Origin of the sequence: Streptomyces griseus (assembly GCF_001715295.1) — a bacterium.
GTDB classification, from domain to species: domain Bacteria; phylum Actinomycetota; class Actinomycetes; order Streptomycetales; family Streptomycetaceae; genus Streptomyces; species Streptomyces griseus_G.
Window position 1 is genome coordinate 1638505 of record NZ_MDKB01000001.1, and the last position, 25534, is coordinate 1664038.

Annotated in this window: 16 protein-coding genes; 8 read left to right on the top strand and 8 right to left on the bottom strand. The window is 71.8% G+C overall.

Annotation, left to right across the window (positions count from 1 at the left end):
* The first annotated feature begins 54 nt into the window (after positions 1 to 54).
* Both BA175_RS06425 and BA175_RS06430 read left to right on the top strand, forming a co-directional pair.
* Positions 55 to 1956 carry an FAD/NAD(P)-binding protein gene (locus tag BA175_RS06425; RefSeq protein ID WP_069170209.1) on the top strand — a complete coding sequence of 634 codons (1902 nt, stop codon included), beginning with the start codon at positions 55 to 57 and terminating at the stop codon, positions 1954 to 1956.
* The gene (locus BA175_RS06430) at positions 1957 to 3183 is read left to right on the top strand and encodes a putative PEP-binding protein (protein WP_069170210.1); all 1227 of its coding nucleotides are present in this window, start codon (positions 1957 to 1959) and stop codon (positions 3181 to 3183) included.
* A 442-nt stretch (positions 3184 to 3625) separates the two neighbouring features.
* On the opposite strand, the gene BA175_RS06435 is transcribed toward BA175_RS06430, so the two are convergent.
* The 3 genes from BA175_RS06435 to BA175_RS06445 all read right to left on the bottom strand — a co-directional run bounded on the left by BA175_RS06435 (position 3626) and on the right by BA175_RS06445 (position 8365).
* The gene (locus BA175_RS06435) at positions 3626 to 5281 is read right to left on the bottom strand and encodes an FAD-dependent oxidoreductase (protein ID WP_069170211.1); all 1656 of its coding nucleotides are present in this window, start codon (positions 5279 to 5281) and stop codon (positions 3626 to 3628) included.
* On the bottom strand, positions 5278 to 5847 hold the full coding sequence (locus BA175_RS06440) for a DUF5987 family protein (RefSeq protein ID WP_069170212.1): 570 nt from the start codon (positions 5845 to 5847) through the stop codon (positions 5278 to 5280). The genes BA175_RS06435 and BA175_RS06440 overlap by 4 nt, the downstream gene beginning before the upstream one ends.
* Positions 5848 to 7648: 1801 nt before the next feature.
* Positions 7649 to 8365 carry a helix-turn-helix domain-containing protein gene (locus BA175_RS06445; protein ID WP_069170369.1) on the bottom strand — a complete coding sequence of 239 codons (717 nt, stop codon included), beginning with the start codon at positions 8363 to 8365 and terminating at the stop codon, positions 7649 to 7651.
* Between the two features lie 1629 nt (positions 8366 to 9994).
* Between BA175_RS06445 and BA175_RS06450 the strand changes: the two genes are divergently transcribed.
* The gene (locus BA175_RS06450; RefSeq protein WP_069170213.1) at positions 9995 to 10798 is read left to right on the top strand and encodes a TIGR03084 family metal-binding protein; all 804 of its coding nucleotides are present in this window, start codon (positions 9995 to 9997) and stop codon (positions 10796 to 10798) included.
* Positions 10799 to 10876: 78 nt separating this feature from the next.
* Here BA175_RS06450 and BA175_RS06455 read toward each other — a convergent pair whose 3' ends face one another.
* Complete coding sequence (locus BA175_RS06455) at positions 10877 to 11284, bottom strand: SgcJ/EcaC family oxidoreductase (RefSeq protein WP_069170214.1); 408 nt, start codon at positions 11282 to 11284, stop codon at positions 10877 to 10879.
* 795 nt (positions 11285 to 12079) lie between these two features.
* Positions 12080 to 13270, bottom strand: a complete 1191-nt coding sequence (locus BA175_RS06460) for an acyl-CoA dehydrogenase family protein (protein ID WP_069170215.1) — start codon at positions 13268 to 13270, stop codon at positions 12080 to 12082.
* Positions 13271 to 14114: 844 nt separating this feature from the next.
* Between BA175_RS06460 and BA175_RS06465 the strand changes: the two genes are divergently transcribed.
* The gene (locus tag BA175_RS06465) at positions 14115 to 15131 is read left to right on the top strand and encodes an alcohol dehydrogenase catalytic domain-containing protein (protein WP_069170216.1); all 1017 of its coding nucleotides are present in this window, start codon (positions 14115 to 14117) and stop codon (positions 15129 to 15131) included.
* Between the two features lie 230 nt (positions 15132 to 15361).
* Positions 15362 to 16558 (top strand): acyltransferase family protein, encoded by a 1197-nt coding sequence (locus BA175_RS06470; protein ID WP_069170217.1) that lies wholly within the window; start codon positions 15362 to 15364, stop codon positions 16556 to 16558.
* 64 nt (positions 16559 to 16622) lie between these two features.
* Here BA175_RS06470 and BA175_RS06475 read toward each other — a convergent pair whose 3' ends face one another.
* Together BA175_RS06475 and BA175_RS06480 are read right to left on the bottom strand one after the other, a co-directional pair.
* Positions 16623 to 18170: an MFS transporter gene (locus BA175_RS06475; protein WP_069170218.1), complete on the bottom strand. Its 1548-nt coding sequence runs from the start codon at positions 18168 to 18170 to the stop codon at positions 16623 to 16625.
* A gap of 1109 nt (positions 18171 to 19279) precedes the next feature.
* Entirely contained in the window at positions 19280 to 20041 is a 762-nt protein-coding gene (locus BA175_RS06480) for a DUF2306 domain-containing protein (protein ID WP_069170219.1), read from the bottom strand.
* 657 nt (positions 20042 to 20698) lie between these two features.
* On the opposite strand from BA175_RS06480, the gene BA175_RS06485 reads away from it, so the two are divergent.
* The 3 genes from BA175_RS06485 to BA175_RS06495 all read left to right on the top strand — a co-directional run bounded on the left by BA175_RS06485 (position 20699) and on the right by BA175_RS06495 (position 23486).
* The gene (locus BA175_RS06485; protein ID WP_107407542.1) at positions 20699 to 22186 is read left to right on the top strand and encodes an FAD-dependent oxidoreductase; all 1488 of its coding nucleotides are present in this window, start codon (positions 20699 to 20701) and stop codon (positions 22184 to 22186) included.
* A gap of 158 nt (positions 22187 to 22344) precedes the next feature.
* On the top strand, positions 22345 to 22599 hold the full coding sequence (locus BA175_RS06490; RefSeq protein ID WP_069170220.1) for a phosphopantetheine-binding protein: 255 nt from the start codon (positions 22345 to 22347) through the stop codon (positions 22597 to 22599).
* Between the two features lie 5 nt (positions 22600 to 22604).
* Positions 22605 to 23486, top strand: a complete 882-nt coding sequence (locus BA175_RS06495) for a phytanoyl-CoA dioxygenase family protein (protein ID WP_069170221.1) — start codon at positions 22605 to 22607, stop codon at positions 23484 to 23486.
* A gap of 486 nt (positions 23487 to 23972) precedes the next feature.
* Here the strand turns inward: BA175_RS06495 and BA175_RS06500 are convergent, their stop codons facing one another.
* On the bottom strand, positions 23973 to 25475 hold the full coding sequence (locus BA175_RS06500; RefSeq protein WP_069170222.1) for an FAD-binding oxidoreductase: 1503 nt from the start codon (positions 25473 to 25475) through the stop codon (positions 23973 to 23975).
* Positions 25476 to 25534: the final 59 nt, after the last annotated feature.

Here is a 25534-nt window from a genome sequence, read left to right on the forward strand (position 1 = left end):
CGACACCGGCCGGGGCGGCACCGCCCGCCCCGGCCGGCTGAGCGGGGAGGCTTCATGAGTCGAACGGGCGCGCGCCCCCGAGTCCTCGTCGTCGGGGCCGGCCTGGCCGGCACCGCAACGGCGATCCGACTGCTCCACTTCGCGCGAAGACCCCTGCAGATCGTCCTGCTGGAGCGGCGCCCCGACTACCGCGGCGCCGGAGTCGCCTACCACCGCGACGGCAACCCCTGGGACCACGTCTTCAACATCCAGGCCGGACGCATGTCCGTCTTCCGCGAGGACGTCCTCGACTTCATCCGCTGGGCCAACCACGAGGCCGACCGCCGCACCTGGCCGCCGTACTGGGCCGCACACCGCTTCACCGAGCAGGGCCCCGCACCCCGCCGGATCTTCCAGGACTACCTCCAGGACCGGCTGGCCGAAGCCGCAAGGGAGTCCTGCCCCGGCGTCGACCTCGTCGAAGCCGACGGTGAGGCACTCGACATGGACGCGTGCGACCGGGGCTTCGAGGTGACGGTGGGCCACCTGCGCGCGAACGGCCTCGACGGCCTGCGCCCCGGACCGCTCCCGCACACACAGCTGCTCGGCGCGGACCACGTCGTCCTGGCCACCGGCCTCGAACTCAAGGAGCCGCCCTTCGCCGCACAGGTCGCCACCCACCCCTCCTTCGTACGCAACCCCTACTCCGCCACCGCAGTGCGCACCCTCACCCATCTCCCCTCCCACGCCACCGTCGTCATCGTCGGATCCGCCCTGAGCGCCTACGACTCGGCAGGCCTGCTGCTGCGCAACGGCCACACCGGACCGATCCACCTCGTCTCCACCTCCGGAACGATCTTCCGCACCTACCCCGGCACCCACGAACACGCAGTGCTGCGCCTGCCCCGCCCCGACATCCTGCTGGAGCCCTACCGCAGCCGCGAGGAGTTCCTGGCCAGGGTCAGGACCGCATGGCGCACCGCATGCGCCACGGTTCGGGAGCATCACCCCGACATCGCCTCCGCCGTCGTCTCCGAACGCGTCGCCAAGGCGTGGGAGCCCTACCTCCCCGAGGCGATCGAACGCATCCCCACCGACGAACTGCGCAACCTGCTCGACGAGTTCGCCACGACCATCGCCGCGTCACGCGTCGGGGCCGTGGAGCACACGATGGGAGTCATCGCCCACGCGATGCGTTCCCCTGAAGGGCCGCTGGAACTGATCCGGGGAAAAGTGCGCGCCATCACGCCCGCACCGTCCGGACGGCTGCTCGTCTCGGTCACCGCACCGCAGGCGTCGCACAGCGTCGAAGCGGACCTGGTGATCTCCAACTTCGGCAGGGAGTCCGACTACGCCAAGGTCGGCCAGCCGCTCTGGCGAAACCTCCTGCGCAAGGGCATCGCGGCCCCCCACGAGCGCACCGGGCGCGGCCTGGAGGTCGACGCGTGCGGAACACTGCTGGGCGCCGACGGGCGGCCGGCCGGCCCGGTCTCCACCGTCGGCGCGCTGAGGGAGGGCGACGAGATCGTCCGGCACGGCCGGACCGGCGCGTTCACGTTCAACCTCGCCGCCATCAAGAACCACTCGGTATCCGTCGCGGCCCACGTGACCGGGCAGCTGGAACTGCGGCAGGACGGCCTCGACGACATCGCGGCCCAGCACCCCCACTACCGCAGCTATGCCAGCAATCCGGAGGAAGCGGCCCGCGCGGCCCTGGAGGAGTCTGTGGTACTGGAAGTGCGAAGGCTGGCCACGCGTGAACGCGAGCAGAGACAGGCACTCGACTCCCGCGTGCACGCGAGCCTTCGTTCCCTGGGCGGACTCGCGGCACTCCCGGCAGACGTCTCCCGGCCCGACCGCCTGATCAGAGCAGTCGTCAACCGGGTCGCCGTGGAACGCCTCAACGACGTCTCCATGACGCCACGGCAGCTACGCCGGCACCTGGGGATCGGGAACGTCGACAACCTGGAGGGCTAGTTGAACGGGAACGAGCGGCGGATCGTGGGATCCCTTCTGGCCGGCGGCACCGAGAGCGTGCTGCACGGCATCTGCAACCGGACGAGAAGCCCACGCGAAGGAACCATCCTCGTCGCCCCTTCCCTCGAAGCCGGGCTGTACGACGCCATCGTCGCCGCGCGCGCGGTGGTCTGCGGCTCCGGCGGACTGACCGGTCACATGCAGTCCCTGTGCCGCGGCAGAGGCATACCCGTGCTCCGCGTCGACGAGGCGGACCTGGCCGACCTGGTCGGCGAGGTGACGCTGTACCTGGAGAGCGCGTCGATCGTCGTGGGCGCGGAGCCGCCCGCCGAGTCCGGGGCCAGGAGCCCCACCCTGGACGACCTCGGCTCGGCGTGCGCGGTCATCGCGGACCTTCAGGACATCACCACCATCAACGCCTGCGGGCCGAACGCCGCACGGGTGGAGTCCTTCTTCATCCGCGAGGAGTTCCTGTGCCTCGCACTGGGCCTGAGCCCCCTCGACGCCATGGCCGGCGGCCCCGCCGCCGTCACCGCCTACGGGCAGGCCCTCGCAGACAGGCTCTGCGGGTTCGTCCAGGCGCTCCTGCCCGGCCAGCGACTGATCCTGCGGATGCTCGACCTGCGCTCCGACCATGCCGCCGACGTCACCGAGACCGCCCCGGTCGCGGTCGAGCCCAACCCCGAGATGGGCTTGCACGGCGCACGCTGGCTGCTGGGCTCCCTCGCCTACCGCGACGCACTGCACACCGTGCTCTCCACCCTGCGCACCCACCTCGGCGACGACGCCGGCCGGGTAGGGCTCTCGGTGCCCTTCGTCAGCGACGAGACGGAGTTCTCCCAGCTCAGATCCCATCTCGACCTACCGGACGGCGTTGCCCTGTCCGCGTTCGTCGAGACACCCTCCGCCGTCCACGCCACCCCCGCGATGTGCGCCGCGGGCGTCAGCGAACTCTTCGTCGGCATCAAGGACCTGGTGCAGTTCTATCTCGCGGCGGACCGGGGCAACCACCTGGTCGCCGACTCCTACCGCACCCGCCACCCGGCCGTCCTGGACGCAGTGCGCAGGGTCGTGGAGTCCGCCCGCGCAGCGGGCACCCCGGTACGGGTCTTCTCCCTGGCCTCCGATCTCGCCCACTACCTCGAGAACCTCCCGGCCCCCGACGGCTACATGATGTGCACCGCCGAACTGCGCCAGATGCTCCTGCAGCCGACCTCCCGGACCTGACCGCACCCGCGGCGATGCCGCTGCCCCGCACCGCCGACGGCGGTGCGGGGCAGCGGCATCCCGGCAGCAGTGGCCCCGGCCCGCCGAGCGAACCCGGCACAACGCCCTGTGCGCCCAGTCCACCCCCGGGCAGCTCCTCGGTGCCGGGCCACGCCGGGGAACCGGGGCGGAGCCCAGGACAGCGCGGCCGGGGAACGGCCGGAGCCGCCACGGCACTACGGGCCGGGCAGGGGCGGTCCGGGCCCTGCCCGGCCGGACGCCCCGGGGCAGTGCGCAACCACTGCCCCGGGGCGTCTGCCCCGGGACGGGAGCGGGGGAGCGCTGCCCGTCCCGGAAGCCTTCCAGCCCTCCTGCGGGCAGGCACCCCGGCCCGCCGTGACCGCAGCGCACCCGGGCTCCGCGGTCACGGGCGCGAGGTGCCCCGCCGGCGGTGTGCTGTGCGCTACTCCCGGGTGAGCAGGGGCAGCTGCCGGCGCACACCCGCCCGCCCGGAGGTACTGCCGTCGGGGGTGGGGGCACCGTAGGTGACGTCGACCCCACGCTCACGGGCCGCCCGGACGATCCCGGGAACGGCGCGCTCGGCGAGCGCGGAGATGGTGAGCGCGGGATTGACGGTGAGCGCCCCCGGCACCGCGGAGCCGTCCGTCACGAAGATGCCGGGATGGCCCCGCAGTTCGTGCCGGTCGTCCAGGGCGGAGGTGTGCGGGTCGTCGCCGATGCGGCACGAGGCGAGCGGGTGGACGGTGTAGGCGCCCACCACGTCGTTGGTCCAGGGCGTCACGCGCGCCAGCCCGTCACGTTCCAGGATGTCCTTGACGACCGCGTCGGACTCGTCCCAGCCGCGCAGCGTGTTGGCGCTGGGCCGGTAGGAGATCGGGCCACGGCCGAGCATCTGCTGCGAGATCCGCACGGCGTTCCCGGTCGGCGGGGGAGGCCCGAAGACTCCCTCGTTGTCGTCCTCGACCATCGTGAAGATGGTCAGCCACGAGCGCCAGCGCCGGACCATCTCGGTCTTCTCCGCACCGAACCAACTGGGTTTCCGCGCACCGGGGACCTGGGCGAGGATGGTGCCGAAGCCCGGCGGGAAGTAGAGCTGCTCCAGGGAGAAGCGGGAGTGCTCGGGAAGGTTGCCGTCGAGGTTGTCCCAGCTCGCCACGACCGGCCCCTTGCCGATCTGGTTGGCCAGGTAGGCGGTGCCGTCACCGCGGTCCAGCCCCAGCAGGTCGCGGGCGCGTTCCTCGTCGATCACCGCGTTGTTGAGCCGCTCGCCGTTACCGGAGAAGTAGCGTCCCACCGCATGCGGCATCCCGCCGAGATCGGCGGCCGAACGCTGCAGGATGACCGGGGTGGCGCCCGCCCCGGCGGCCAGGATGACGATCTTGGCCTCGATGACACCGCTGCCGTTGCTCAGACGGTAGTCCGTGTCGTCGATGGTGTTGTAGTGGACGCGGTAGCCGCCGCTGTCGGTACGGGTGAGCTTCTGCACCTCGTGCAGCGGCCGGATCTCGGCCCCGTGGGCGCGCGCGGCGGGAAGGTAGTTCAGCAGGAGTGAGCGCTTGGCGTCGAAGCGGCAGCCGGCCATCATCCAGTTGCAGTTCGTGCACTTGGAGTTGTCCACCGCGGTGGGCACAGGGTTGGCGGTCCGGCCGGCGTGGTCGCAGGCCGCGGCGAACAGACCGCCGGCGTAGCTGACGTCCTGCCAGCTCTGCGTGGTGATGGGAAGGGCCTCGCTCACCACGTCGTACCAGGGGTCGAGGACATCGCGGCTGATCGAGGCCGGCCACATGCGGCGCCCGATGCTTCCGGTGCGGTCGAAGACGAAGCGGGGCGCGCGGGGCATCGCGGCGAAGTAGACGACACTGCCTCCGCCGACACAGTTGCCTCCGAGCAGGCTCATGCCGTCGCCGACGGTGAAGTCGAAGATGCGGGTGTAGGAGGAACCGAGGAGGAAGTCGTGCTCGAAGTCGTTGGACTCCAGCCACGGGCCCCTCTCCAGCACCGTGACCTTCGCCCCGCCCGCGGCGAGGTGGTACGCGGTGATGGACCCGCCGAATCCGCTGCCCACGATCAGCACATCGGTCTGCTCGATCGCATTCACGCCAGGCTCCCGGAGGGTGTGGTGTCGGGGTGGAGACGGGCCAGGGGACGGCCGTAGGAGAACTCCGAGAAGCGCCATGTCCCGTCCTCGGAGGGCGGCGCGAAACCCAGGGCGGCCAGGCCCGGGTGCCCGGCGGCGATCGCGTCCGCGGTGTGCAGATGGGCACCGGTGTCGAAGGCCATGTTGCTGAACAGGGCGAGACTGACCCAGATGTCGCGCTCGGGGTGTCCGGGAGCGGTCAGGACGGTCACCAGGTGCGTGCGCTCGGCGTAGGACAGGGCCACGAAGGGCGGCACCGCGGCGTCCGCCTCGTCCGGTTCCGCGGCGCCGTACAGCCGCGCATGGGCGTTGAGCGCATCGGCGAAGTCCTCCAGGGCGTCCGACAACCCGGTGGCCTCGGTCCGCAGCAGTTCCAGGGCCCCCGCCGCCACCGCCCCGGGGCCCGCTACGACGCCGGCCACCGCCCGGTCCCCCTCATGCCGTTTCGCACCGGGGACTATGGTGTCGGCGAAGGCCTCCAGCGTGCTGACTGTGTCCTGATCCGGCAGCGGTTGAATGGACGGCATTCCTTCTCCATTTCGACGCAGGGGAGCGGCATGGAATCGGCTGCGACTCATCATGTCGAGAACCTCTCCGCACAGATCCTCCGCCGGGGAGATCGGCCGGGCATCTCCGCCGTTGCTGTCGTCGGCCCGCCGAAAATACCTGCGCGTGCCCAGAGACCACGCACGGCAAACATCGACACCGCGGCCGCCCCGGCCCTCATCCACCGCTAATGACGACCGGCAGCACCGGCCGATTTCACCTCGCGCGGACGTTCGGCATGCGGGCGTGACCGGCCGGTAACCTCCCAGGTGCCAGACTGGCAATGCACACAGTGCACAATGCACAGTGCACAACGGTGCAGACCCGATAGGACCGTCCGGCAGCCGATCCCCTCATACGGGACAAGCCCGGGGACCCGAGGAATGGAGACCGGACACAAGGGAACGATGCGCACGGCACGGCACCGCGCGCTTCTCCCCGCGAATTCCGCCGCACCACCGGGAGTTCACCCAAAAGCTTTCCCCTAAGCTCTGCCCGCGACAAGCCGGGCAGGTGAGCTGCAGGTTCTCCCGCCCGGCGCCGCCCAGCTCGCCGGCCCCACCCGCCGGCACGGACCGGAACCCGGAAGCAGAAGCAGAAGCCGCACCGCGGAAAAGGGAACCTCCCCCCGCGACGATGCGAACAGTGCCCACCCGGCCGGTCCATGAGTTCTCACCACCTGCCCCCCGAAAAGCCCAAGGCCCGGGATTTTGTCATCGAACCCGGGGGAGCGGTGCGCCATTTCCCCAATGACCGAACCGGCCGGCGGCCCGGGGCCGCCGCATCGTGTCCGGCGCCACGACCGAACTCCTGACCGCATGGCGGCGGACGACCCGCGCCGGATGGGCGCACATATGCGAACGGCCACGAGCGCGACCCCGCTCCGCCCCCCGGAGGCCACGCCCGCACACCCGGTGGCGGATCGCAAAGCCCGGCGCCCGCCGGCCGCCTGTTCCCATTCACCGCGCGGCAGAGAGAGAACGTGGAGCCGCGGTACTGCCGGTGGCCGGGAAAAGCCACCTCGGCCCCCCGGGCCTCACGGGAGTACGCCCTGTCTCACGCAATCCGGAGGAGATTCCCGCGGGCGAAAGGAGAATGCCGACCGGGGCGCACCCGGCGTACGGATACCGCGCGAAGACCCGCACGACCGCGCCGGCCCGCACCCACGCATCCCGGACATGCCGGCGCACCCACGCCCGCCACGGGGCACGCCGTGACCGCCCGGACCCGGTGCGCGCCCTCGACGGACGCCGGGCGCCGGCGCACGAGCGCGTACCCGCTCCCGGCCGGCGTCAGGACCGGCTCCGGCGGGAACCCGCCCGCTCTCCCGCCGGAGCCCTCCGTGCCGGGGAACCGTCGGTCGCCCACACCGCCCGGCACGCGGCGGGGACCCGCAGGGCCGCGGCGGGACGCGGCCCTGATCAGCGAGAGGCCGGGCCGCCTCCCCGGCGGACCGCCCGGCGGACGGGTCCCGTCGACGGGGAGGCGGCCGGACCGCGGCCCCGCGCCCCCACCGGGCGCGGGCCGGTGAACCGCAGCGCGGACCGAGAGCCCCGGGCCCGGCGCGCCGGACCGCACACGGCGGGCAGCGGCCCGGGGCCCACCAAGGCGGTGCTCACCCAGCCGCTGCTCCGGTGCGGGCGGCGCCCGCCCCGGGTGCCGGGCCCCCGGCCGGCGGCACAGCCGGTGCTCCCGCTCGGGGGAGGCGGGGCGGGGCGCCGGCGAGGGCCGTACGGGGCGCAGACCGCGGCGGCGGGGCCGTCGCCCCACCGCGGCGCCGGATCATCCGGCTGCCCGAACGGCGTCCGCCTCGAACGCCTCCGACCGCACACGCTGCAGTGCCACCAGGATCGGGGGATCGAGAATCCTCATCCCCCGCAGCCTGAAATCGGTCGGGCCGAGCGGTGCGTCCCGGCGTACTTCCAGAGGGCCGAGGGAACCGACATGGACCGCTTGTTCCTCCGTCAGGGCCTCGCAGGCATGCCCCGGAACGGAATGCCCAAGCAAAAACCATGTCCCCGCCGGAACATCTGTGATTTCGAACGGTCCGGGGAAAGGAAGAACGGTGCAACTCACCGGCTTGCCCTCGGGTACCCGCGTGGGGAAAATCCCAAGGAATATCAGCCCCAGGTCCGCGCCTTCGGGTGCGGTGACCGAACCGTATACCGTCCCCCCGGAGCCCCGCTTTCCGGCAACTTTTACCGAATGAACGAAACCATTTAATCTCCGATAGGTGGAGGGGGCTATTCCGACGCTGCCGGAAAATCGTGAGCTGAAGGTTCCCACACTGCTGTACCCGACCATATGACTGATGGCGGTGACAGTGAGATCGGTCGTCAGCAGCAGCCTCTTCGCCTCCCGGATGCGCATCGCGGACAGGAAACGACCTGGTGAGACGCCTGTCACCCTCTGAAATTCGCGGGAGAAATGAAACTTGCTGTACATGGCGAACCCGGCTATATCGTCGATGCTCAGCGGCTCCGAGAGGTTCTGTCGCATGGTCTCGATGGATCGCTCGACGGCCTCGACAATAGTGGGCACCGCGCTTGTTCCGCTCTCCATTTACCCTCCCAGGGCAGTGAGAAGGCGATCAGGCCGGTTGAATTCGGGGTCATGGGGCCACCGAACGGACGGACGGCCTGGAACGCTCACAGCGAAAAGAAACATTAGCAGTACGTCTCACATGCGAACAAGCATATGTTTTATGTTTCGAATGCATACGCCATGGGAATATTTACCCGCCCGCCGGAGTGCCTTGAAACAGCAACATCGGAGATGTTACGGGCGTCTGTGTCATGGACTATCGGCGCAGCTAATTTGCCTGCAGAACAATCCTTCCCGGCTTATCCGTCCGTTCAGAGGCAACCGCTATGACCGGACGGCGAGCACCGGCACCGTGCCGCCCAAGGCGACGAACAACGGCCTTACGGAGTAGCCGACTTGGGGCACACCACGTTGCACCGGGCGGACCAGTCACCACGTCAGATGCCCGCCCGTTGCCCGCCGTTGCCCGGTCGGTGCCCGCCGCCCGAACCCCGCGATCCCTTCCCTCTCCCACGGCGCCCCCGGTCCGCCGCCGGCCCCCGAGGACGTCCGGGTCCCTCCGGCCGCCCGGGCACCGCTCCACGCCGGCAGCCCGGGGCGCGGCGACCGGCCCGCGGCAGCCGGACGGGACGCCGGGAGCCGGCCGCCACGACCACCGACCCCGCCCGGCCCGGCGGCCCCGGCGCGGGTGACTCGGCCGCCCGCGCCGCCGGGCCCGAGGCCGCACACGCCGCAGCGCACCCTCCCGGCGCGGAGCTCCCGGCAGGCCGGGAAGGCCTTGTGGCCCGGGGCCGCGACAGCGCCGCTGCCCCGGGCGCCGAGGGGCGTCCCAGGAGGCGCCGGCGGACGGACCGACGCCCGTACACGGCTCCGGGCGCCCCGCTCCGGGACGGCGGCGTCCTCGACCCGGCCCCCCACCCCACGGGAGAAGACCGGGCACCCCAGGCGCGGGTGCCCCCGCACCACCGAACGAGCACCTTGCGGATCGGCGATCCCGCGCTCCTGGGCCCGGTGCCGGGACAGCGCCGGGCGGCGGGCCCGCCCGTGACCCGCCCCGGGGCCACACGCCCCGCCCGGGGCCCGACAGGCCGGCCGACGAACTTTGGCGCGTGGAGAGCCAGTAGGTGATCCCCGCGCACCCGTCACCGGCCGCGGGACCGAGGCGCGCCCCGGTCCCGCGACGGCGGATCCCGCACCGGCGCGCACCATTCCCCGGAGCGAACCGCGAGACGATTTCCAGGACGAGCACCCTGCGACAGCGCACACCGTTCACCCGCGGATCCCGTAGCGGGAACTCGAAGGGTGAACGGCTCCGGCGTGAACGGGACGGATTCGCCACGCCCTTCCCGGTCACCTCGACGGAGTTTCTGTAGTTCCACAGTGCACTCCGGGCGTTCCGTCATCCATGAACGCTGATGCTATGCGGCGCACCCAGCCTCCACTTCCTCCACGATGCGGTTCCTGGCCGGCTTCGAAACCGTCACCACGGCAGTCCTGGGTGAGCAGCGGGAGAGAAGGCCCGAACGGCGGCCTGCCACACACTGGGTGCCGGAGCATATCCGCAACGAGTGGAGGGAATTCCACATGGCGAACAACGGAAACGTCCTGGCAGATCTGGTCGATGAAGGGGAGGAGATCGATGCTCTGGTCGCGGAGTTGAGCGACGCCGAATGGGACACACCGACCCCCGCCGAAGGATGGACGATAGCCCACCAGATCGCCCATCTGGCCATGGTCTTCGAACTGGCGGAGAAAGCCGCCGCCGACGCCCCGGCCTTCGAGGCCAAGGTCGCCGGGCTCGGCCCGTCCTTCGACGCGGCGGTCCAGCAGGGACTGCGCCCCTACCTGGCCGAAGGCCCCGCCCGGCTGCTGGCCCGCTGGCGCGCCCAGCGTGCCGCCACCGAACAGGCGCTGTTCGCGGTCGGTCCGCAGCAGATCGTTCCGTGGCTGGTGCGTCCCATCCCCGCCGCGGTACTCACCGCGGCCGGAATGATGGAGACCTTCGCGCACGGCCAGGACGTGGCGGACGCCCTGGGTGTGCGGCGGACGTACACCGACCGGGTCCTCCACATCGCCCAGTTCGCGATCGCCACCTGGGATTTCGGCTACCAGTCGCGTGAGCTGACAGCACCGCCGACCGGTTTCCGCTTCCGCCTGACGGCGCCCTCGGGGGCCGTACGGGAGATGGGGCCCGAGGGAGCACGTGAACTCATCGAGGGCCCGGCGGTGGACCTGTGCCTGCTCACCACCCGGCGGCGCCACCGTGCGGACCTGGCACTGACCGCCGGCGGACCCGAGAGCGACCGGTGGCTCGACATCGCCCAGGCGTACCGCGGCCCGGCGGGCCCCGGCCGCCGTCCGGGACAGTTCACCGAGGTGCCCGGATGACCCGGCGGCGGCGGTGACGGGAAGGGCCGGGGGCCGGGGCTGTCCGCCCCGGCCCCCGGCCCTTCCCGTGGAGCGGACTCAGCCGACCGGAGTGTTCTGGTAGGCGGCGAGCCGCCACCCGGTTCCCTCCCTGACGACCACCCAGGTCGCCCGGACGGAGCGCTCCGCCGACACCTCCTCCTCGCCGGGCAGCAGAACACCTCCCGCCGTCACAAGGACCGCGGAATCCGGGCTGAGGAACTCGACCGAAATCGGCTCACCCGTCACGCGCGTCCCCTTGTAAGGGCCGGCGAATGCTTCCGTCATGAACTCCGCGACGGCCTCCCGGCCCTTCTTGAAAACCCCGGGCAGAATCATCGTGCCCTTCTCGGTGAACACCTCGGCGAACTTCCTCGCGTCATGACTCGCCCACGCCGCGACAATCCGCTGCGGAACTGCCGCCGCACCTGCCTGATCGGTAGAGGCGGAGCCACTCGTGTTCGGCATTGTCATCTCCCTCTGCTACGCGTGTTTCCCGGTCCGCGACAGCGTGGCAAATTTCTTCGCACCGGGACAACTCCCACGATGCCGTCGCACCGAGGGACAGAACCGGACCGGCGCTAAAAGGCGGACTGCGTACCGGAGAAGGAAAAGGGCGCGAAAAGAATCCGGGTGCGGATCGGCCCTTCTCGGAACGTGCTCCCACCGGACGGGCACCGGAGTCCCGCACCGCCTGCGGGCCCGCTCCCCGAGACGGGAAACCGGCAACCGGGCGGTGGAGGAACAGGAAGGTACGGAGCGGGCAGCCGAAGACCTGACCCGACGAGGGCACTGCACCCGGTCGTGGAACACGCCCCTCCGGTCCGCGAGCTCCCCGGACGGGGGCGGCCGGAGCGGCCCATGAAAAAACCTCACCCGGCAGACGAGGCCGCGGCCCTGCCTGCCGCCGTCCACCAGGAGCCCGCGCCCCGGCCGCTGCCACCGGTCCCTCGCCAGGTCGTCCGGAGCGGAGACGACCGGAACGGGCGCTTCCTGCCCGCGGCGCGCACCGGCCTTCCCACCCGCATTCCCGTGAACCTCGCCGGCGGCGACGTCCCGTCGCACCAACCGTGCGGACGACCCACCGCGACGCGAGGCCCACCACACATGTGCGCCGACACACCCGGGCGCCCTGCGTGGGCCACGGCCGTACGACGCCGGGGCCGGCCGGGGGACCGGCACACCCGGCACGAAGCGCCGGGGGCCGGAGCGCGGCAACAGCCACCGCCCCGGCCCCCGGCCCGCCCACCAGGAGCGGAACGCTCAGAGGTACTGGGTGTTGGGGGCCAGCCCGCACATGATGCGCCCGTACAGCTCCAGATTGGTGTTCGGATGCATGACGGCGTGGAGGTTCAGCGTCTGGACGTCGCGCTCGATGCGCTGGATGGGCACGTGGGTGTAGACCGAGGAGGCGCCACTGGCCGTGTTCAGGATGTCGACGGCCTCCTTCGCCCGCAGGCACGCCGCACCCGTGTCGAGCCGCACGCGGGCCCGTTCCTCCAGCGTCCACGGCTCGTCGGAGGCGTTCTTGGCGTCCACGAGGTCGGCGATGCGGTACACGTGGAACTCGGTCTCGTCGATCTTGACCGCCGCCTCGGCGACCTGGAGGTGGGTGAGCGGAGCCTGACTCTGGTCGGTGTACTCGGTGTACGTGATCTTCCGGCCGGGCAGCCGCTCGAAGAACACGTCCTTGGCGCCCTTGGCCAGACCCAGCGCGGTCGCGCTGACCGTGGCGCACGCCGTCGGCATGATCGGCGCCCGGTGGATCAGCGCGTCGGCGTTGCTGCCATGACCGCCGTGCCCCTCGAGGATGCCGCCCAACGGGATGTACCAGCCCTCCGGCACGAAGACCTCGTGGGCGACGGTACTGACACTGCCCGAACCACGCAGGCCGGCGGTGTGCCAGTCGTCGTCGATCTCCAGCGAAGCCAGCGGAATCAGGGTCATGACCGGCTGGAAACTGCCGTCCTCCATGGCCAGCACCGCCGCGTTGGTGTTCCACTTGCTGTGCTTGGCACCGCTGTTGAACGCCCACCTGCCGTTGACGACGATGCCGCCCTTCGCCGGCACCGCCATGGCCGTCGGGCTGATGATGCCGCTCACCAGGTCGTCCGGAGAGGCGAACACCTCGTCCTGCACCGCGTCGGGGAAGAGCCCGGCGACCCACGCGCTGATGGACCACACGCCGGCGGTCCACGACGCGGACCCGTCTCCCCGGGCCAGTTCCGCCAGCACCTCCACCTGAGTCCTCATATCGGACTCGTAACCGCCCAGGCGGGCAGGGAGCCGGGTGCGCAGCAGACCCGCCTCCGCCATCGCCTTGACGGTGCCCTCGTGCAACTGGCGGTTCTCCTCGGCCCAGAACGCGTTCTCGCGGAGCGTCGGCACCAACTGCGCCGCGCGGGCGACAAGATCGGCGCGGCTCGGCGAGGTCGCAAGCTCGGTGGTGTCCACAGATTCTCCTAGGGAAGCGACGACAGCGGGGATGCGCGGACGCCCGGTGACCGGAGTCCTGGATCACCGTCGCAGGCACCGGTGTGCGTGACATCTCCTGAATTGCGGGGCACGGACCCGTGCCCCCGCGACCCCGGACACGAGCAAGCACCTGTCCGCCCCGGCCACCCGGCCGTGCACGCACCCCCCGCACACCCACCGCGCGCCGCGGCCCCGGGCACGCCGGCGAACCGGACGCGGTCCACGACGACGGCCCCACGCGTCACACCGGATGCAACCCCGCGCGGCCCGACCCCCTGCCACCCCCGCCACGCCACACGGCCCCCGAAGCGCTCACCCCTCGCCCCCCGCAGCGGCCGGCCCCTCGCATCCTGCTCACGCACCGCCGGCCGCCGCACCCGCGGGCGTACGCCACCGGAAAAAGTCCTTCACCGACCACCCCCCACTGAAGCACCCGCGCGGACCCGGAACAGGCGCACCGCGTCAAGAGCAATCCGGAAGATGCCGCACACCTGACCGGCTGTGAGGCTGACGCCGGGCCGAACTCACCGGACACGCAAGCACTTCACGCCCCCGCACACCCGACGGCTGCCCCGTGCCAGGAGCCCGCCCCGCCCGCCCGACGGCATCAACCCGGCCGGAGCAGACACAGCCCCCGCCCGCCCAAGCCACAGCGGCCACCACCGCATCACCCCCGGCGCGGCAGGAAGCCCGGACCACACTCCGCACCCCCTCATCCGCACCCCACCGACAGCGATCCCGGCGGCAACGAGCCCCAGGACCCCTTCCACCCGGAACGGCCCACGCAGCCTTCCCGAACGTCCGAAGCCGGAGAGTGCACGCCATGAAAGCAGCCGTCATCCCCGCGATCAACGCCCGGTGGGAGATCCAGGAAGTCGCGACCCCCCGGCCGGGCCCCGGCGAAGTGCTCATCAAGGTGCACGCGTGCGGGCTCTGCCACAACGACATCTGGGTCTCCCAGGGCGTCTTCCCCTTCCCGGCATGCCGACCGGCGATCACCGGACACGAGGCAGCGGGCGAGGTGGTCGAACTGGGCCCCGGCACCACGACCCGCCAGGTGGGCGACCGGGTCGGCACCACCTGGGTCCAGGCCGCCTGCGGCCGATGCTCCTACTGCCGGCGCAACCTGCCGCTGACCGGCCAGTCCGGCATGATGTGCGCCGCACCGGTGATGACCGGTCTGACCGTCCAAGGAGGCCACGCCCAGTACCTCTGCGTCGCCGCCGCGAGCACCGTGCTGCTCCCCGACGCGATCGACTACACGACAGCCGCACCCGTTCTCTGCGCCGGCTACACGGCCTGGAGCGCGCTGCGCGTGAGCGAACCGCAGCCGCACGAGCGGATCGCCGTCCTCGGCATCGGGGGGCTGGGGCACATGGCGGTGCAGTACTCCCGGGCCTGCGGGTTCGAGACCGTCGCCATCACCCGCTCGCCGGACAAGCACGAACTCTCCGCGCGCCTGGGCGCCGACCTCGTCGTCCGTGACGGGGAGGAACTGCGTGAGGCCGGCGGCGCCGACGTCGTCCTGGTGACCGGCACGTCCTACGAGGCCGCCACCGACGCACTCCAGGGACTGCGGGCCGGCGGGCGGATCGTGCTGGCCACCATCGACCCGTCGGGTTCGTTCGCCATCGGCCCCACCACACCGTTCTGGGCGCGGGGCCAGCGCGTGCTGGGCGCCACCCACCACGGGCTGCGGTATCTGACCGAGGCCCTCGACCTGGTCGCCCAGGGCGCGGTGACCCCGATGACCGAGATCTTCCCGATGGACAGGGTCGCGGACGCCGTCGACAAGGCGGCCAGGGGAGACGTCCGCTTCCGGGCCGTCGTGACGTACTGACCGGCGCCCGGACCCCGCCCGCCCCCCGGGCACCCGCCACCGGGCCGATCGCCGCCCGGCCGGCCCGACTTCGCCGCCCCGGGCGGACCGCAGCGACCCGGCACGCGGGAAGAACGGGCAGGGCAACACCGCACTCTGGAAGACGCCGTACCGTGGCGCAGCCCGGACAATCCACTTCCGGGACCGGTCGGGGCTCTCTCCCGGCCCTTGCGACGACGAGGCAGGTACGTATGACAGAGGCAACGGCAGCCAGAGCGGGCAGACTTCCTTCCCTGACCGCGTTACGGTTCGTCGCCGCGCTCCTGGTCTTCGTCTTCCACGCGCACTACCTGGGCATATTCAACGACACCTCGGTGCAGGAGGCGTACACCTTCGTCACCAGCAGTGCCGGCGGAGTCGGCGTCTCGTTCTTCTTCGTACTCAGCGGGTTCGTCCTGACCTGGGCGGTGAAGCCGGCCGACACGATGGGCAGGTTCTGGCGCCGGCGATTCGTCAAGATCTTCCCGAACCACGCCGTGGTCTGGCTGATCGTCGTCGCCATGCTGGCCGTATCCGGTACCACGATCGCGGCCGGGCCCGCCACGGCCAACCTCTTCCTGGTGAACGCCTGGGTGCCGGACATGGACAACCTCATCTTCGCGGTCAACGGGGTGACGTGGTCGCTGTCCGCGGAGATCGCCTTCTACCTGCTGTTCCCGTTCCTGATCCTCGGAATCGACAGGATCCGGGCCGACCGCCTCTGGTACTGGGCCATCGCCGTGTCGGCGCTGGCCCTGTCGGTCCCGCTGCTGTCGAAGGCCTTCCTGCCCGACACCCCCGTGTTCCCCGGCTACGACCAGTTCTCCTGGCCGCAGATGTGGTTCGCCTACCAGTTCCCGCTGGTGCGCTGCCTGGAGTTCATCGTCGGTATCCTCTTCGCCCGCATCGTCCTGAACGGGCGGTGGATCCGCCTCGGCCTGGGCCCGGCCGCGCTCGGCGTCCTCGCGGTGTACGTGGGAGCGCTGTGGCTGCCCCAGCTCTGGTCGTTCGCCGCGCCCTACGCGTTTCCGCTCGGGCTGCTCGTCGCGGCGGCCGCCGCCGACGACCTCGCCGGCCGGGGAACACCACTGGCCCGCCGTCCGCTGGTCTGGCTGGGCGAGATCTCCTACGCGTTCTTCCTGATCCACCTCAACGTGCTGAACTCGGCGCAGGCGGCGTTCAAGGGAGAGTGGATGGGGTACGGCGCCTTCGACCGGACGTCGTTGAGTACACCGGCGGCGGTGCTGTTCCTGCTGGGCTGCCTGGCCGTCAGCATCGTCCTGGCCTGGCTGCTCCACCGGTTCGTCGAGATGCCTGTCATGCGCCGGTGGTCCGGCCCCCGGCCGCACCGGCCGCCGGTGCCCGCGGCCGGCACCGGTGAGGTCAACACCCCCACGACCACGGGCTGAAGCGATCCGGAGCTCCGCCCGGTGGGGCCGCTGCGGCGGACACCGGGCGGAGCGCTCACCGGGATCAGGCCGCCTGGGGGCGTTCGACCGGATCCACGTCCTCGGACGGCGCCGCCTTCTGGCCCAGCGTCATCCACGCGAGGACGAAGATGACCGCGATGACCACGATGCCGGTGACGGCCACCACGTTCAGCCCGTCGGTGAAGGCGTTGCGGGCCATGTCCAGCAGCGACCGGGCCTGGGCGGCCGGGAGTCCGGCGGCGGCGGAGACCGCTTCGGCCAGCGTCTGCCGGGCCTCGGCGACCGGAGCGCCGGCCATCCCGGACTGGTAGACCGCGCCGCCGACGCTGCCGAGCAGGGCCAGTCCCAGGGTCGAGCCGAGGAGGTTGCTGGTCTCCGACATCGACGCCGCCGACCCTGCCTTCTCGGGCGGGGCCGCCCCGACGACCAGACTGGTGCCGAGCATGAACATCGGCGCGATACCCAAGGCCACCAGCGCCACGCTCAGTGAGACCAGGGCGGCGCTGCTGGTCGTGGTCACCGTGGTGAGCACGGCCAGGCCGACGGCACACAGCACGAGCCCGCCGAGAATCGCGGTGCGCGACTGGATCCGCCGGACGATCACCGGTGTGACCAGGACTCCGACCGCGATGCCCACGCCGGTCGGGGCCTGCCACAGTCCGGCCTCGGTCGGCTCCAGCCCGAGCACGCTCTGGATGAACTGGCTGGTCAGCAGGCCCAGTCCGGCCAGTGTTCCCGAGGCGAGCAACATGGCCAGCAGGGAGCTGCTGAACCTGATGTTGCGGAACAGCCGCAGGTCGAGCAACGGGTTGGGCAGGCGCAGCTGCCGGCGGGTGAACAGGACACCGAACGCGACGCCGACGGCGATGGCCACGAACGCCCCCACCGGGGAGCTGTCGTCACCGGCGGCCAGCTGCTTGACGCCGTAGACCGCCGGCAGGATCGCGGCCAGCGACAGCACCACGCTGACCAGGTCGAGGCGCTTGGCATCGGCGTCGCGGTACTCGGGCAGCAGGACCGGACCGGCGACCAGCAGGAGCAGCATGACCGGGATGCTGATCAGGAACACCGACCCCCACCAGAAGTGCTGCAGCAGGACCCCGCCGATGACGGGGCCCAGGGCGGCACCACTGAAGTTGCAGAAGGCCCACAGCGAGATGGCCGTGCCCATCTGCTTGGGGTTGCGGAACATGTTGCTGATCAGGGCGAGTGTCGAGGGCGACAGCGTGGCCGCGGCGATGCCCAGCAGGGCACGGGCGATGATCAACATGAGTGGGCTGGTCGAGAACGCCGCGAGCAGCGAGGCGGCGGAAAAGGCGCTCGCGCCGATCATGAGGAGCTTGCGGCGGCCGATCCGGTCGCCGAGCGTACCCATGGTGATCAGGAAGCCGGCGAGCATGAAACCGTAGATATCGGTGATCCACAGTTGCTGGGTGCCGGTCGCACCCAGATCGGCGCTCAGATGGGGCAGTGCGAGGAACAGGACACCGATGTCGAAGGCGACCAGCAGCGTCGGCAGGGACAGGGCGGCCAGGCCCAGCCACTGCCGGCGCCCGGCCAGTGGGGCCGTGTCCTGAGTCGTGTCACTCATGTAGATCCTTTCTCGTTCGCCACCGCGGGGGGCACCCGCGCATGGCGCCGTCACCCGGTAGTCGGAGCGGGCTTCGGGAATCCGACACGGGAGCCGTGCGAAGCGGCGAGCGATTCGGGGTCGAGCAGGGGCGATCGTGCCGCAGCCCCGGCGGCGTCGCGGTGGTGGTGACGGCGTGGCCCCCAGGGGGCTCTGCTTCCGCCCTCTTCGGTGCTGCCCCGCACAAGCCCGGGAGAAGGCGGGGGGCCGGGGGAGCCGGCTGCCGGCCCGGAAGGTGGCAGGCCCCGTGCGAGGCGCTTCCCGATGAGCCGAAGTGCAGCCCGGTGGGCGGGAGACGGCCCGTGTCCTCCCGGCCGGCCCGGCAGGGGCAGCGCACCCGGACCGGGCGACGCCGGTGACGTAACGTACGGGCGGCACAGCGCCGGCGCCCCCTCCCGCCCGGCGGTTCCCCGCCACGTGCGCGACGGAGGAAGGGCCCGCACCGGGGCCGGCGTTTCCCGGCGCGGGCGCACGGACGGTGGCGCAGGTCGCCCGCCGCGGGCCCCGGGCTGATCTTCCGGCACGGGCCCTCCTGCTGCTTCGCTCTCCACGTACCCCGTGATCACCGTGGCCGGGCGGGGGAGTGCGGCGGCCTTCTGCAAGCCGGCCCTCCCGGCAGAACGCTTCGGGCCGGCCCCGGCCCCCGGTGCCGGCCCGCGGCGATGCCTGACCTTGTCCGGCCCTCAGACCCCTCCGTGCCCGGGGCCGGACGAACAGCGTGTCCCCCGGCCCCGCGCAGCCCGCCCCGGCAGCCCGCGCGGCCACCGCCGTGGTGGTCCGCACCGGTCGCACGCAGGTGTTCGGACAGTGGGGCGGGAAGCCCCGGCGGCCGGCCAGGCCGACGAGCGGGACGAGCCCGGCGTCGGCCAGGGGCCCTGCGCGAGGGCCCGCCGAGGACGGCCCGGACCCCGCAGGAGCCGCAGGAGGGATGCCCTGACGAGAGGCCCTGCCGATCGCGCACCGCCCTGTCCCGCCCAGGTCCGCCCTCGGGGACCGGCCCGGCAGGGGCACCCCTTCGTACAGGGTCCGGCCGGCCACCCTCGACGGCCGGGGATCCGGGCACGGGCCTCTTACTGCCGGATCGCCCCGGTCGCCGGGTCCAGCCGCCCGGCGTGCGGCGTCCTGTCACGCCGGCGCGCCGTGAACTCCAGGTACGCCTGCGCGATCAGCAGGTGCATGATCCACACGCCCCAGCTGGTGGCCTCGATCAGGATCTGGATGTTCACCTGCAGGCCCCAGTTCAGCATCATCCAGGCGACGATGCGGCCGTAGGTCGTGAACAGCGCGAGCGAGAAGCTGTAGACCATCCAGCGCCGGTGCTCGGCGTAGCGGCCCTGACGGGCCTTGCGCCAGGCGTACAGCGTCGTCCCCAGCCACAGGACCGCTCCGCAGGCCAGGCCGGTGCTCCCTTGGTTCGCGCGGTGCGGGACCAGCACGAACAGCACGATGAGCGTCGTCGGGATCACCGCGCCGAACACGTACACCCGGCCCACCGTGCGGTGGACCGCGGGGCGCCTGCGGCGCAGGTCGGGCCAGGCCTGGAGCATCATCGTCACCAGCGCCAGGTTGCCGGTGACCACGTGCGCGACCAGGAACGCGAAATGCGGATGGAAGCCCGGGTCGAGCTGGCTCCGGGAGACGGCGGGGTCCGTGGCGAAGTAGTGGGGGAAGGAGTAGAGCAGGTTGAACAGGACGGTCCCGCCCACGACGGCGTACCACGGGTAGTACTTCTTCCACCAAGGCCGTTCCGCACGGGCCGCGGGCCGCTGGTCGGTGTCGGGGTCCTCCGGAGGGGTCATCTGGAGGCCTGCCTGCTGGCTGTTCTGAGACATGCCTGTCCTCGGCTCTCTCACGGCTGGGGTGGAACGCAGCTAGAGCATCGGACCTGCGGGCCCCGGCGGGCATCTTCGTAAATGCTGTGTCACGGGTCGTCCGGGCACACCGGGCCCGGTCCACCGCCACCGAGCTCGGGGCCCGCCCACCGCACGAGGACGGTCCAGCGGCTCCACTCCTGCTCACTCCACGCGTTCGGGACACACACCGGCCGGCCCCGGCCGCGACCGGCCCGCAATCCAGGAGATGCCCCACCCCGGCCCCAGACCACATCGTGAAGCCCAGGGGCGATGCCGGTGACGCGGCACCGGCCTGGCGACGGCACGGAACGGCCGGACCGGGGGCGAGGGGTGCCGGCCGTGCCGGCCGTCGTGTCCGTCACCGGCACGAGGGCCCGGAGGGGAGCGGCCGGGGCCGCCGGTTCGACCGCCCCGGCCCCCCCGGTGCGGTGCCGTGACCCGAAGGCCGTACCCGCCGAGACACCCGACGCGAACACCTGCGCGTAGCAGGTCCGGGAGCTCTTCCGCTCCGGCACCCCGCCCACCCGCCCGGCCCCCCTTTCCCCCTGGGCGGCCCGTCCCGTACCCCACGACCCCGGACACCCCGCAACCGCAGACTCCCGACATCCCCAGCACGATTCCCAGGAGGTGGGCAAGATGCCCCAGGAAACCCCCCCGCCGGCGGCCGACGGCGACCCGACCCGCGCCGTCGTGCTGGGCGGCAGCATCGCCGGGCTGTTCGCGGCCCGGGTGCTCGCCGAGGCCTACGACGAGGTCGTGGTCATCGACCGGGACACGGTCACCGGCATCGACGGACCGCGCCGCGGACGCCCCCAGGGCAAGCACATCAACGCCATGCACGTGCGCGGCCGGGTGGTGATGGAAGAGCTCTACCCCGGCATCACCGACCGCCTCATCGCGGACGGCACCCCCGTCGGCGACTACTCCGGATCGGTCCGCTGGTACTTCCGCGGCCGCCCGGTCAAGCGCGCCGACATCGGCTACATCGCGCTGCCGGCTTCGGCGCCGCTGATGGAGCGCCGGATCCGCGAACGCACCGCCGAGCTCGCCAACGTCCGCTTCCTCGAACGCTGCGACATCCTGGGCCTGACCGCCACCACCGACCACGCGCGGGTGACCGGGGTCACCGTCCAAAGGAGCGGCACACCCGGCGAGACGATCCCGGCCGACCTCGTGGTCGACGCGACCGGGCGCGGCTCACGCACTCCGGTATGGCTCGAGGAGATGGGCTACCCGCGCGTCGAGGAGGAGCGGACCCACATCGGGCTGGGCTACGTCACCCAGAACTACAAGATGAAGGCCGACCCCTACGACGGCGACCTCGCGATCATCGCCGTCGCCTCACCCGACGTCCCACGCGGCGTCATCTTCACCAAGACCGAGGGCGACACGACCCTGATGACCGTCTACGGCATCCTCGGCGACCACCCGCCCACAGACCAGCAAGGGCTCTACGAGTTCGTCAAGGGCCTGCCGGTCCCCGACATCCACGAGGCGCTGCAACACGCCGAGCCGCTGGACGAACCGGTCGCCTTCCGCTTCCCCACCACACAACGCCGCCGGTACGAGCGGATGGGCCGGTTCCCGGCCGGCCTGCTGGTCATCGGCGACGCGGTGTCCTGCTTCAACCCCGTCTACGCGCAGGGCATGACGGTCGCGGCGCTGTCCGCCCTCACCCTGCGCAGCCACCTGCACTCCGGCGCCACCCCGGACGCGCGCCAGTACTTCCGCGACCTGGCACGCGACGTCATCGACCCGCCCTGGGAGATGACGCGCACCGTCGACCTCGGCTTCGACGGCGTCAAGGGCAAGCGCGACCTCAAGCTGCGCATAGGCCAGCGCTACCTGGCCATGGTCCAGGTGGCGGCGACCCGCGACCGCTCGGTGACCCGCGGATACATGCGCGCCGCCGGGATGCTCGACCGGCCCGAACAGCTGATGCGCCCCTCCATGATCGTCCGGGTCCTGCTGAACGCACTGCGCGGCCCGGCCGGGCCGGCCGCCGTGCCCCCGGCCGTGGCCGCCGCCCCCCGAACCGGCCACCACCCCGCCGACCGGGTCCCGGCCACCGGACCGGCCGGGCAGACCCCGGCCCCGGCGGGCACGCAGGACAAGAGCCCGTGACCCCCCTGAGGACCGGGACACCGGCCGGCACGCAGGTGGGGGACGCCGACGCGCCGGACCCGCACGCGATCACGCACCAGGCACGAACACCGAACCGTACGGGCGGGTGGCCTACGGGCACACCCCACCCCCTACCCCACGCAGTGAGGAGCAGTGACATGACCACTCAGCAGCCGTCGGCCACCGCGGACATCGCCCAGCAGGTCGCCACCATCTGGACCGAAGTCCTGGGCCCGGGCTCCGACCGGCCCGGCGCCACGTTCGTCGAACTCAACGGACAGTCCATCGCCGCGGTGCGGATCGCCGCGAGGGTCGAGGAACAACTGGGCATCACGCTCGACATCGGCGACCTGTTCGAGGACCCGGACCTGCAGACCCTCACCCGGGGCATACTGGCCCGTATCGAGGGGTGAGCCCGATGGCCGAACTGACCCACGTCAGCCCGGACACACCGCTCGACGAAGTCGTCGAGATCCTGGAACGCGACGGAGCGGTGATCGTCGAGAACTTCGTCGATTCCCGGACACTCGCCGCGCTCCGGGCAGACCTCGGACTCGGCCTCGAGGCGGCCGGCTACAGCGAGAGCGGCTACGACGGCAAGAAGACCAAACGGCTGTCCAGCCTCTTCCAGCGGTCGCCGGGCCCCATGACACGCGTGGTCCTCCAACCGCAGTTCCTCGGCGCGGCCCGGCGCCTGCTGCAGCGGACCACACACATGTGGATCGGCAAACTCCGCATGGAGGTGACTCCGAGCATCCAGATCAGCTTCACCCAGGCGATACGCATCGACCCCGGCCAGGGCCGCCAGCCCCTGCACCGCGACGACGCGATGCACCTGTGGCGGCATCCCGGGCCACCGTGCCGGCTCCAGCTGATGCTGGCCATGACCGACTTCACCAGCGCCAACGGCGCGACCCTCGTCATCCCCGGCAGCCACCGATGGGACGACGAACGGGCCCCCGCCTACGCCGAGGCGGTTCCGGCGGTCATGCCCGCCGGTTCCGCCCTGCTCTGGCCGGGCGGCGTCTACCACGGCGGCGGAGCCAACACCACCGACTCCCCGCGCTACAGCCTCTCCGTCGCCCTCGACCTGGGCAACCTGCGACAGGAGGAGAACCAGTACCTCGCAGTCTCCCGGGAAACCGTCCTGACCCTGCCCGAGGAGGTGCAACGGCTGCTCGGCTGGGACCGCTGCCCGCCCGGCCTCGGCCAGGTCGAGACGCAGGACCCGCACCTGCTGCTCGAACAGACACAGCAGGAACTCGCCACCAGGCCACGCGGCGCCAACCCGCTGGCCTGAAGGGCTGCCCCGCACGCACGGCGGGCGCGCGACGCAGGCGACTGCACCTCACCGCGGTGCCGGAACGTCCCCCCGCACCCCGTAGGCGGACGCCCCTCCGCCGCGCGGTGCACCGCACCCCACACCGCGCACCGACCCACCGGGAACCGCGGGACACCCCTGAACGACCAGAACCGGACGCAGCCGGTGCGCACCGCGAACAGCGGGCGCACCGGCTGCGCGTTCACGGGCGGCGCGCCCGCCGCACCCCCGGCGCGGGCACCCCTGGACGGCCCGCCCCCGGGCGCGGCCACCAAACCCCGAGAGCGCCGCCTCTCGTGCCGCAGAGCCGCCGCCTCCTCACACCGCAACACCCCCCCCCGCACCGCAGGCCGCCGGCGCACCCCCCCACGACCTCCCTGGACAACACCGCCGACCTGCCCGAACAAGCCCCCCACCAGCGGCACATGACACCACGTCAGAACTGGCAGGGGGCCTGCCGCCCTCTCAGGGCAGACGCACGGACAACCCGTGACGGAACACGTCGAGCGGGTCGTAGACCTGCTTCGCACGTTGCAACCGGGCGTAGTTGTCCTTGAAATACAGCACCGACCAGTCGACCCCCGACGTGTTCCACTCCGGATCGGCCAGGTCGGTGTCCGGATAGCCGATGTAGGAACCGTCATGGGTGCCGTCCGGGACCGGCACCCCACCCGAATGCGCGTAGACGTCCCGGTAGTACGCCCGCACCCAGGCCAGATGACGCTCGTCGTCGGCCGGATCGGTCCACGCACCGGTGCTGTAGGACGCCTTGAGGACGCAGTCGCGCTGCGCCACCGCGGTGGCGTCCGGGGCGACGGCGTTCACCTTGCCACCGAAACCGGTCAGAACGAGACAGCCCATGGGGTTCTCGTAGTCCGGCGACGACAGATGCCGGTGGATCGCTGCGATCTGCGCGTCGGAGAACCCGCGCCGCAGATAGGCCGCCTTGTTCTTGTACCGGCCCCGCGGATCACTGGGCCAGCTGTAGGACGGCAGCCAGGTCTCCAGCCACGGGAAGGTCCCCGAGGCCGCCGACACCGGCTCGGCGCCGATCCCGCGGGTGACCGCCGCGGTATGGGCTGCGAGGACCCCCGCCGCATCCGGGGCGTCGTCGGGAATCACCGAGGTCAGGCTCACCATGTTGCCGGAACGGTGCGTGACGATCAGATTGCTCCACAACGCCGCGGCCGGTGCGCCCGGCCGGCTGTTCTCCTCGTACCAGACACAGTAGTTGCGCAGCAGGGTACGGAAATCGGCGTCCGAGACCGCGTCCCAGGACCACACCGTGTCGCGGCGCAGCACCGCTCGCGGCGCGCGGGGCAGCTGCCGGGCCGGGTCACCGTCCGGCGTCCCCGGCGTACGCAGCCAGTACTTCGTCACCACGCCGAAGCTGCCGCCCCCGCCGCCGGTGTGCGCCCACCACAGGTCGTGGTGCGGGTCGTCGGGCCGGTCGGTGCCCACCACGGTCCGGGCCCGGCCGTCCGCGCCCACGACGACCGCCTCGACCGCCGAGACATGGTCCACCACCAAGCCGTCGCGCCGGGACAACGGACCGTAGCCACCGGCCGCGATGTGCCCGCCGACGGCCACCTCGAAGCAGGTACCGGCCGGGATGGTCACACCCCAGCCGTCGTGCAGCGTGCGGTAGACGTGGTCCAGCCGCGCTCCGGGCTCCACCACGAAGGCGTCGCGCCCGGCGTCGTGGCCGACGTGATCGAGCGCGGACAGGTCGAGGAGCACCTTCACGTCCCGATGCGCGGTGAAGTCCTCGAAACAGTGGCCTCCGCTGCGCACCGCGATCCGACGGCCGGCGTCCACGGCCGCCTGGACCGCACCCTGCACGCCGGCGGCATCGGTGACGAGCCGGACCTCCTCGGGCCGGCCCACGAAACGATGGTTGTAGCCCTCGACGAGGGCGGGGTAGCGGGGGTCGTCGCGGGTGACGACGGCAGCGGTCGTGTCCGTCATGGCGGCCTTCCTCACAGGTTCGCGGTCTCTGCCCCGACCGTGCCACCGCCGGCGGGCAC

Coding starts and splice junctions, on each gene's coding strand:
- BA175_RS06465 (WP_069170216.1), top strand. CDS start 14,115: ATGAAAGCAGCCGTCATCCCCGCGATCAACGCCCGGTGGGAGATCCAG.
- BA175_RS06455 (WP_069170214.1), bottom strand. CDS start 11,284: ATGCCGAACACGAGTGGCTCCGCCTCTACCGATCAGGCAGGTGCGGCG.
- BA175_RS06445 (WP_069170369.1), bottom strand. CDS start 8,365: ATGCGACAGAACCTCTCGGAGCCGCTGAGCATCGACGATATAGCCGGG.
- BA175_RS06470 (WP_069170217.1), top strand. CDS start 15,362: ATGACAGAGGCAACGGCAGCCAGAGCGGGCAGACTTCCTTCCCTGACC.
- BA175_RS06440 (WP_069170212.1), bottom strand. CDS start 5,847: ATGCCGTCCATTCAACCGCTGCCGGATCAGGACACAGTCAGCACGCTG.
- BA175_RS06485 (WP_107407542.1), top strand. CDS start 20,699: ATGCCCCAGGAAACCCCCCCGCCGGCGGCCGACGGCGACCCGACCCGC.
- BA175_RS06500 (WP_069170222.1), bottom strand. CDS start 25,475: ATGACGGACACGACCGCTGCCGTCGTCACCCGCGACGACCCCCGCTAC.
- BA175_RS06475 (WP_069170218.1), bottom strand. CDS start 18,170: ATGAGTGACACGACTCAGGACACGGCCCCACTGGCCGGGCGCCGGCAG.
- BA175_RS06495 (WP_069170221.1), top strand. CDS start 22,605: ATGGCCGAACTGACCCACGTCAGCCCGGACACACCGCTCGACGAAGTC.
- BA175_RS06425 (WP_069170209.1), top strand. CDS start 55: ATGAGTCGAACGGGCGCGCGCCCCCGAGTCCTCGTCGTCGGGGCCGGC.
- BA175_RS06480 (WP_069170219.1), bottom strand. CDS start 20,041: ATGTCTCAGAACAGCCAGCAGGCAGGCCTCCAGATGACCCCTCCGGAG.
- BA175_RS06450 (WP_069170213.1), top strand. CDS start 9,995: ATGGCGAACAACGGAAACGTCCTGGCAGATCTGGTCGATGAAGGGGAG.
- BA175_RS06490 (WP_069170220.1), top strand. CDS start 22,345: ATGACCACTCAGCAGCCGTCGGCCACCGCGGACATCGCCCAGCAGGTC.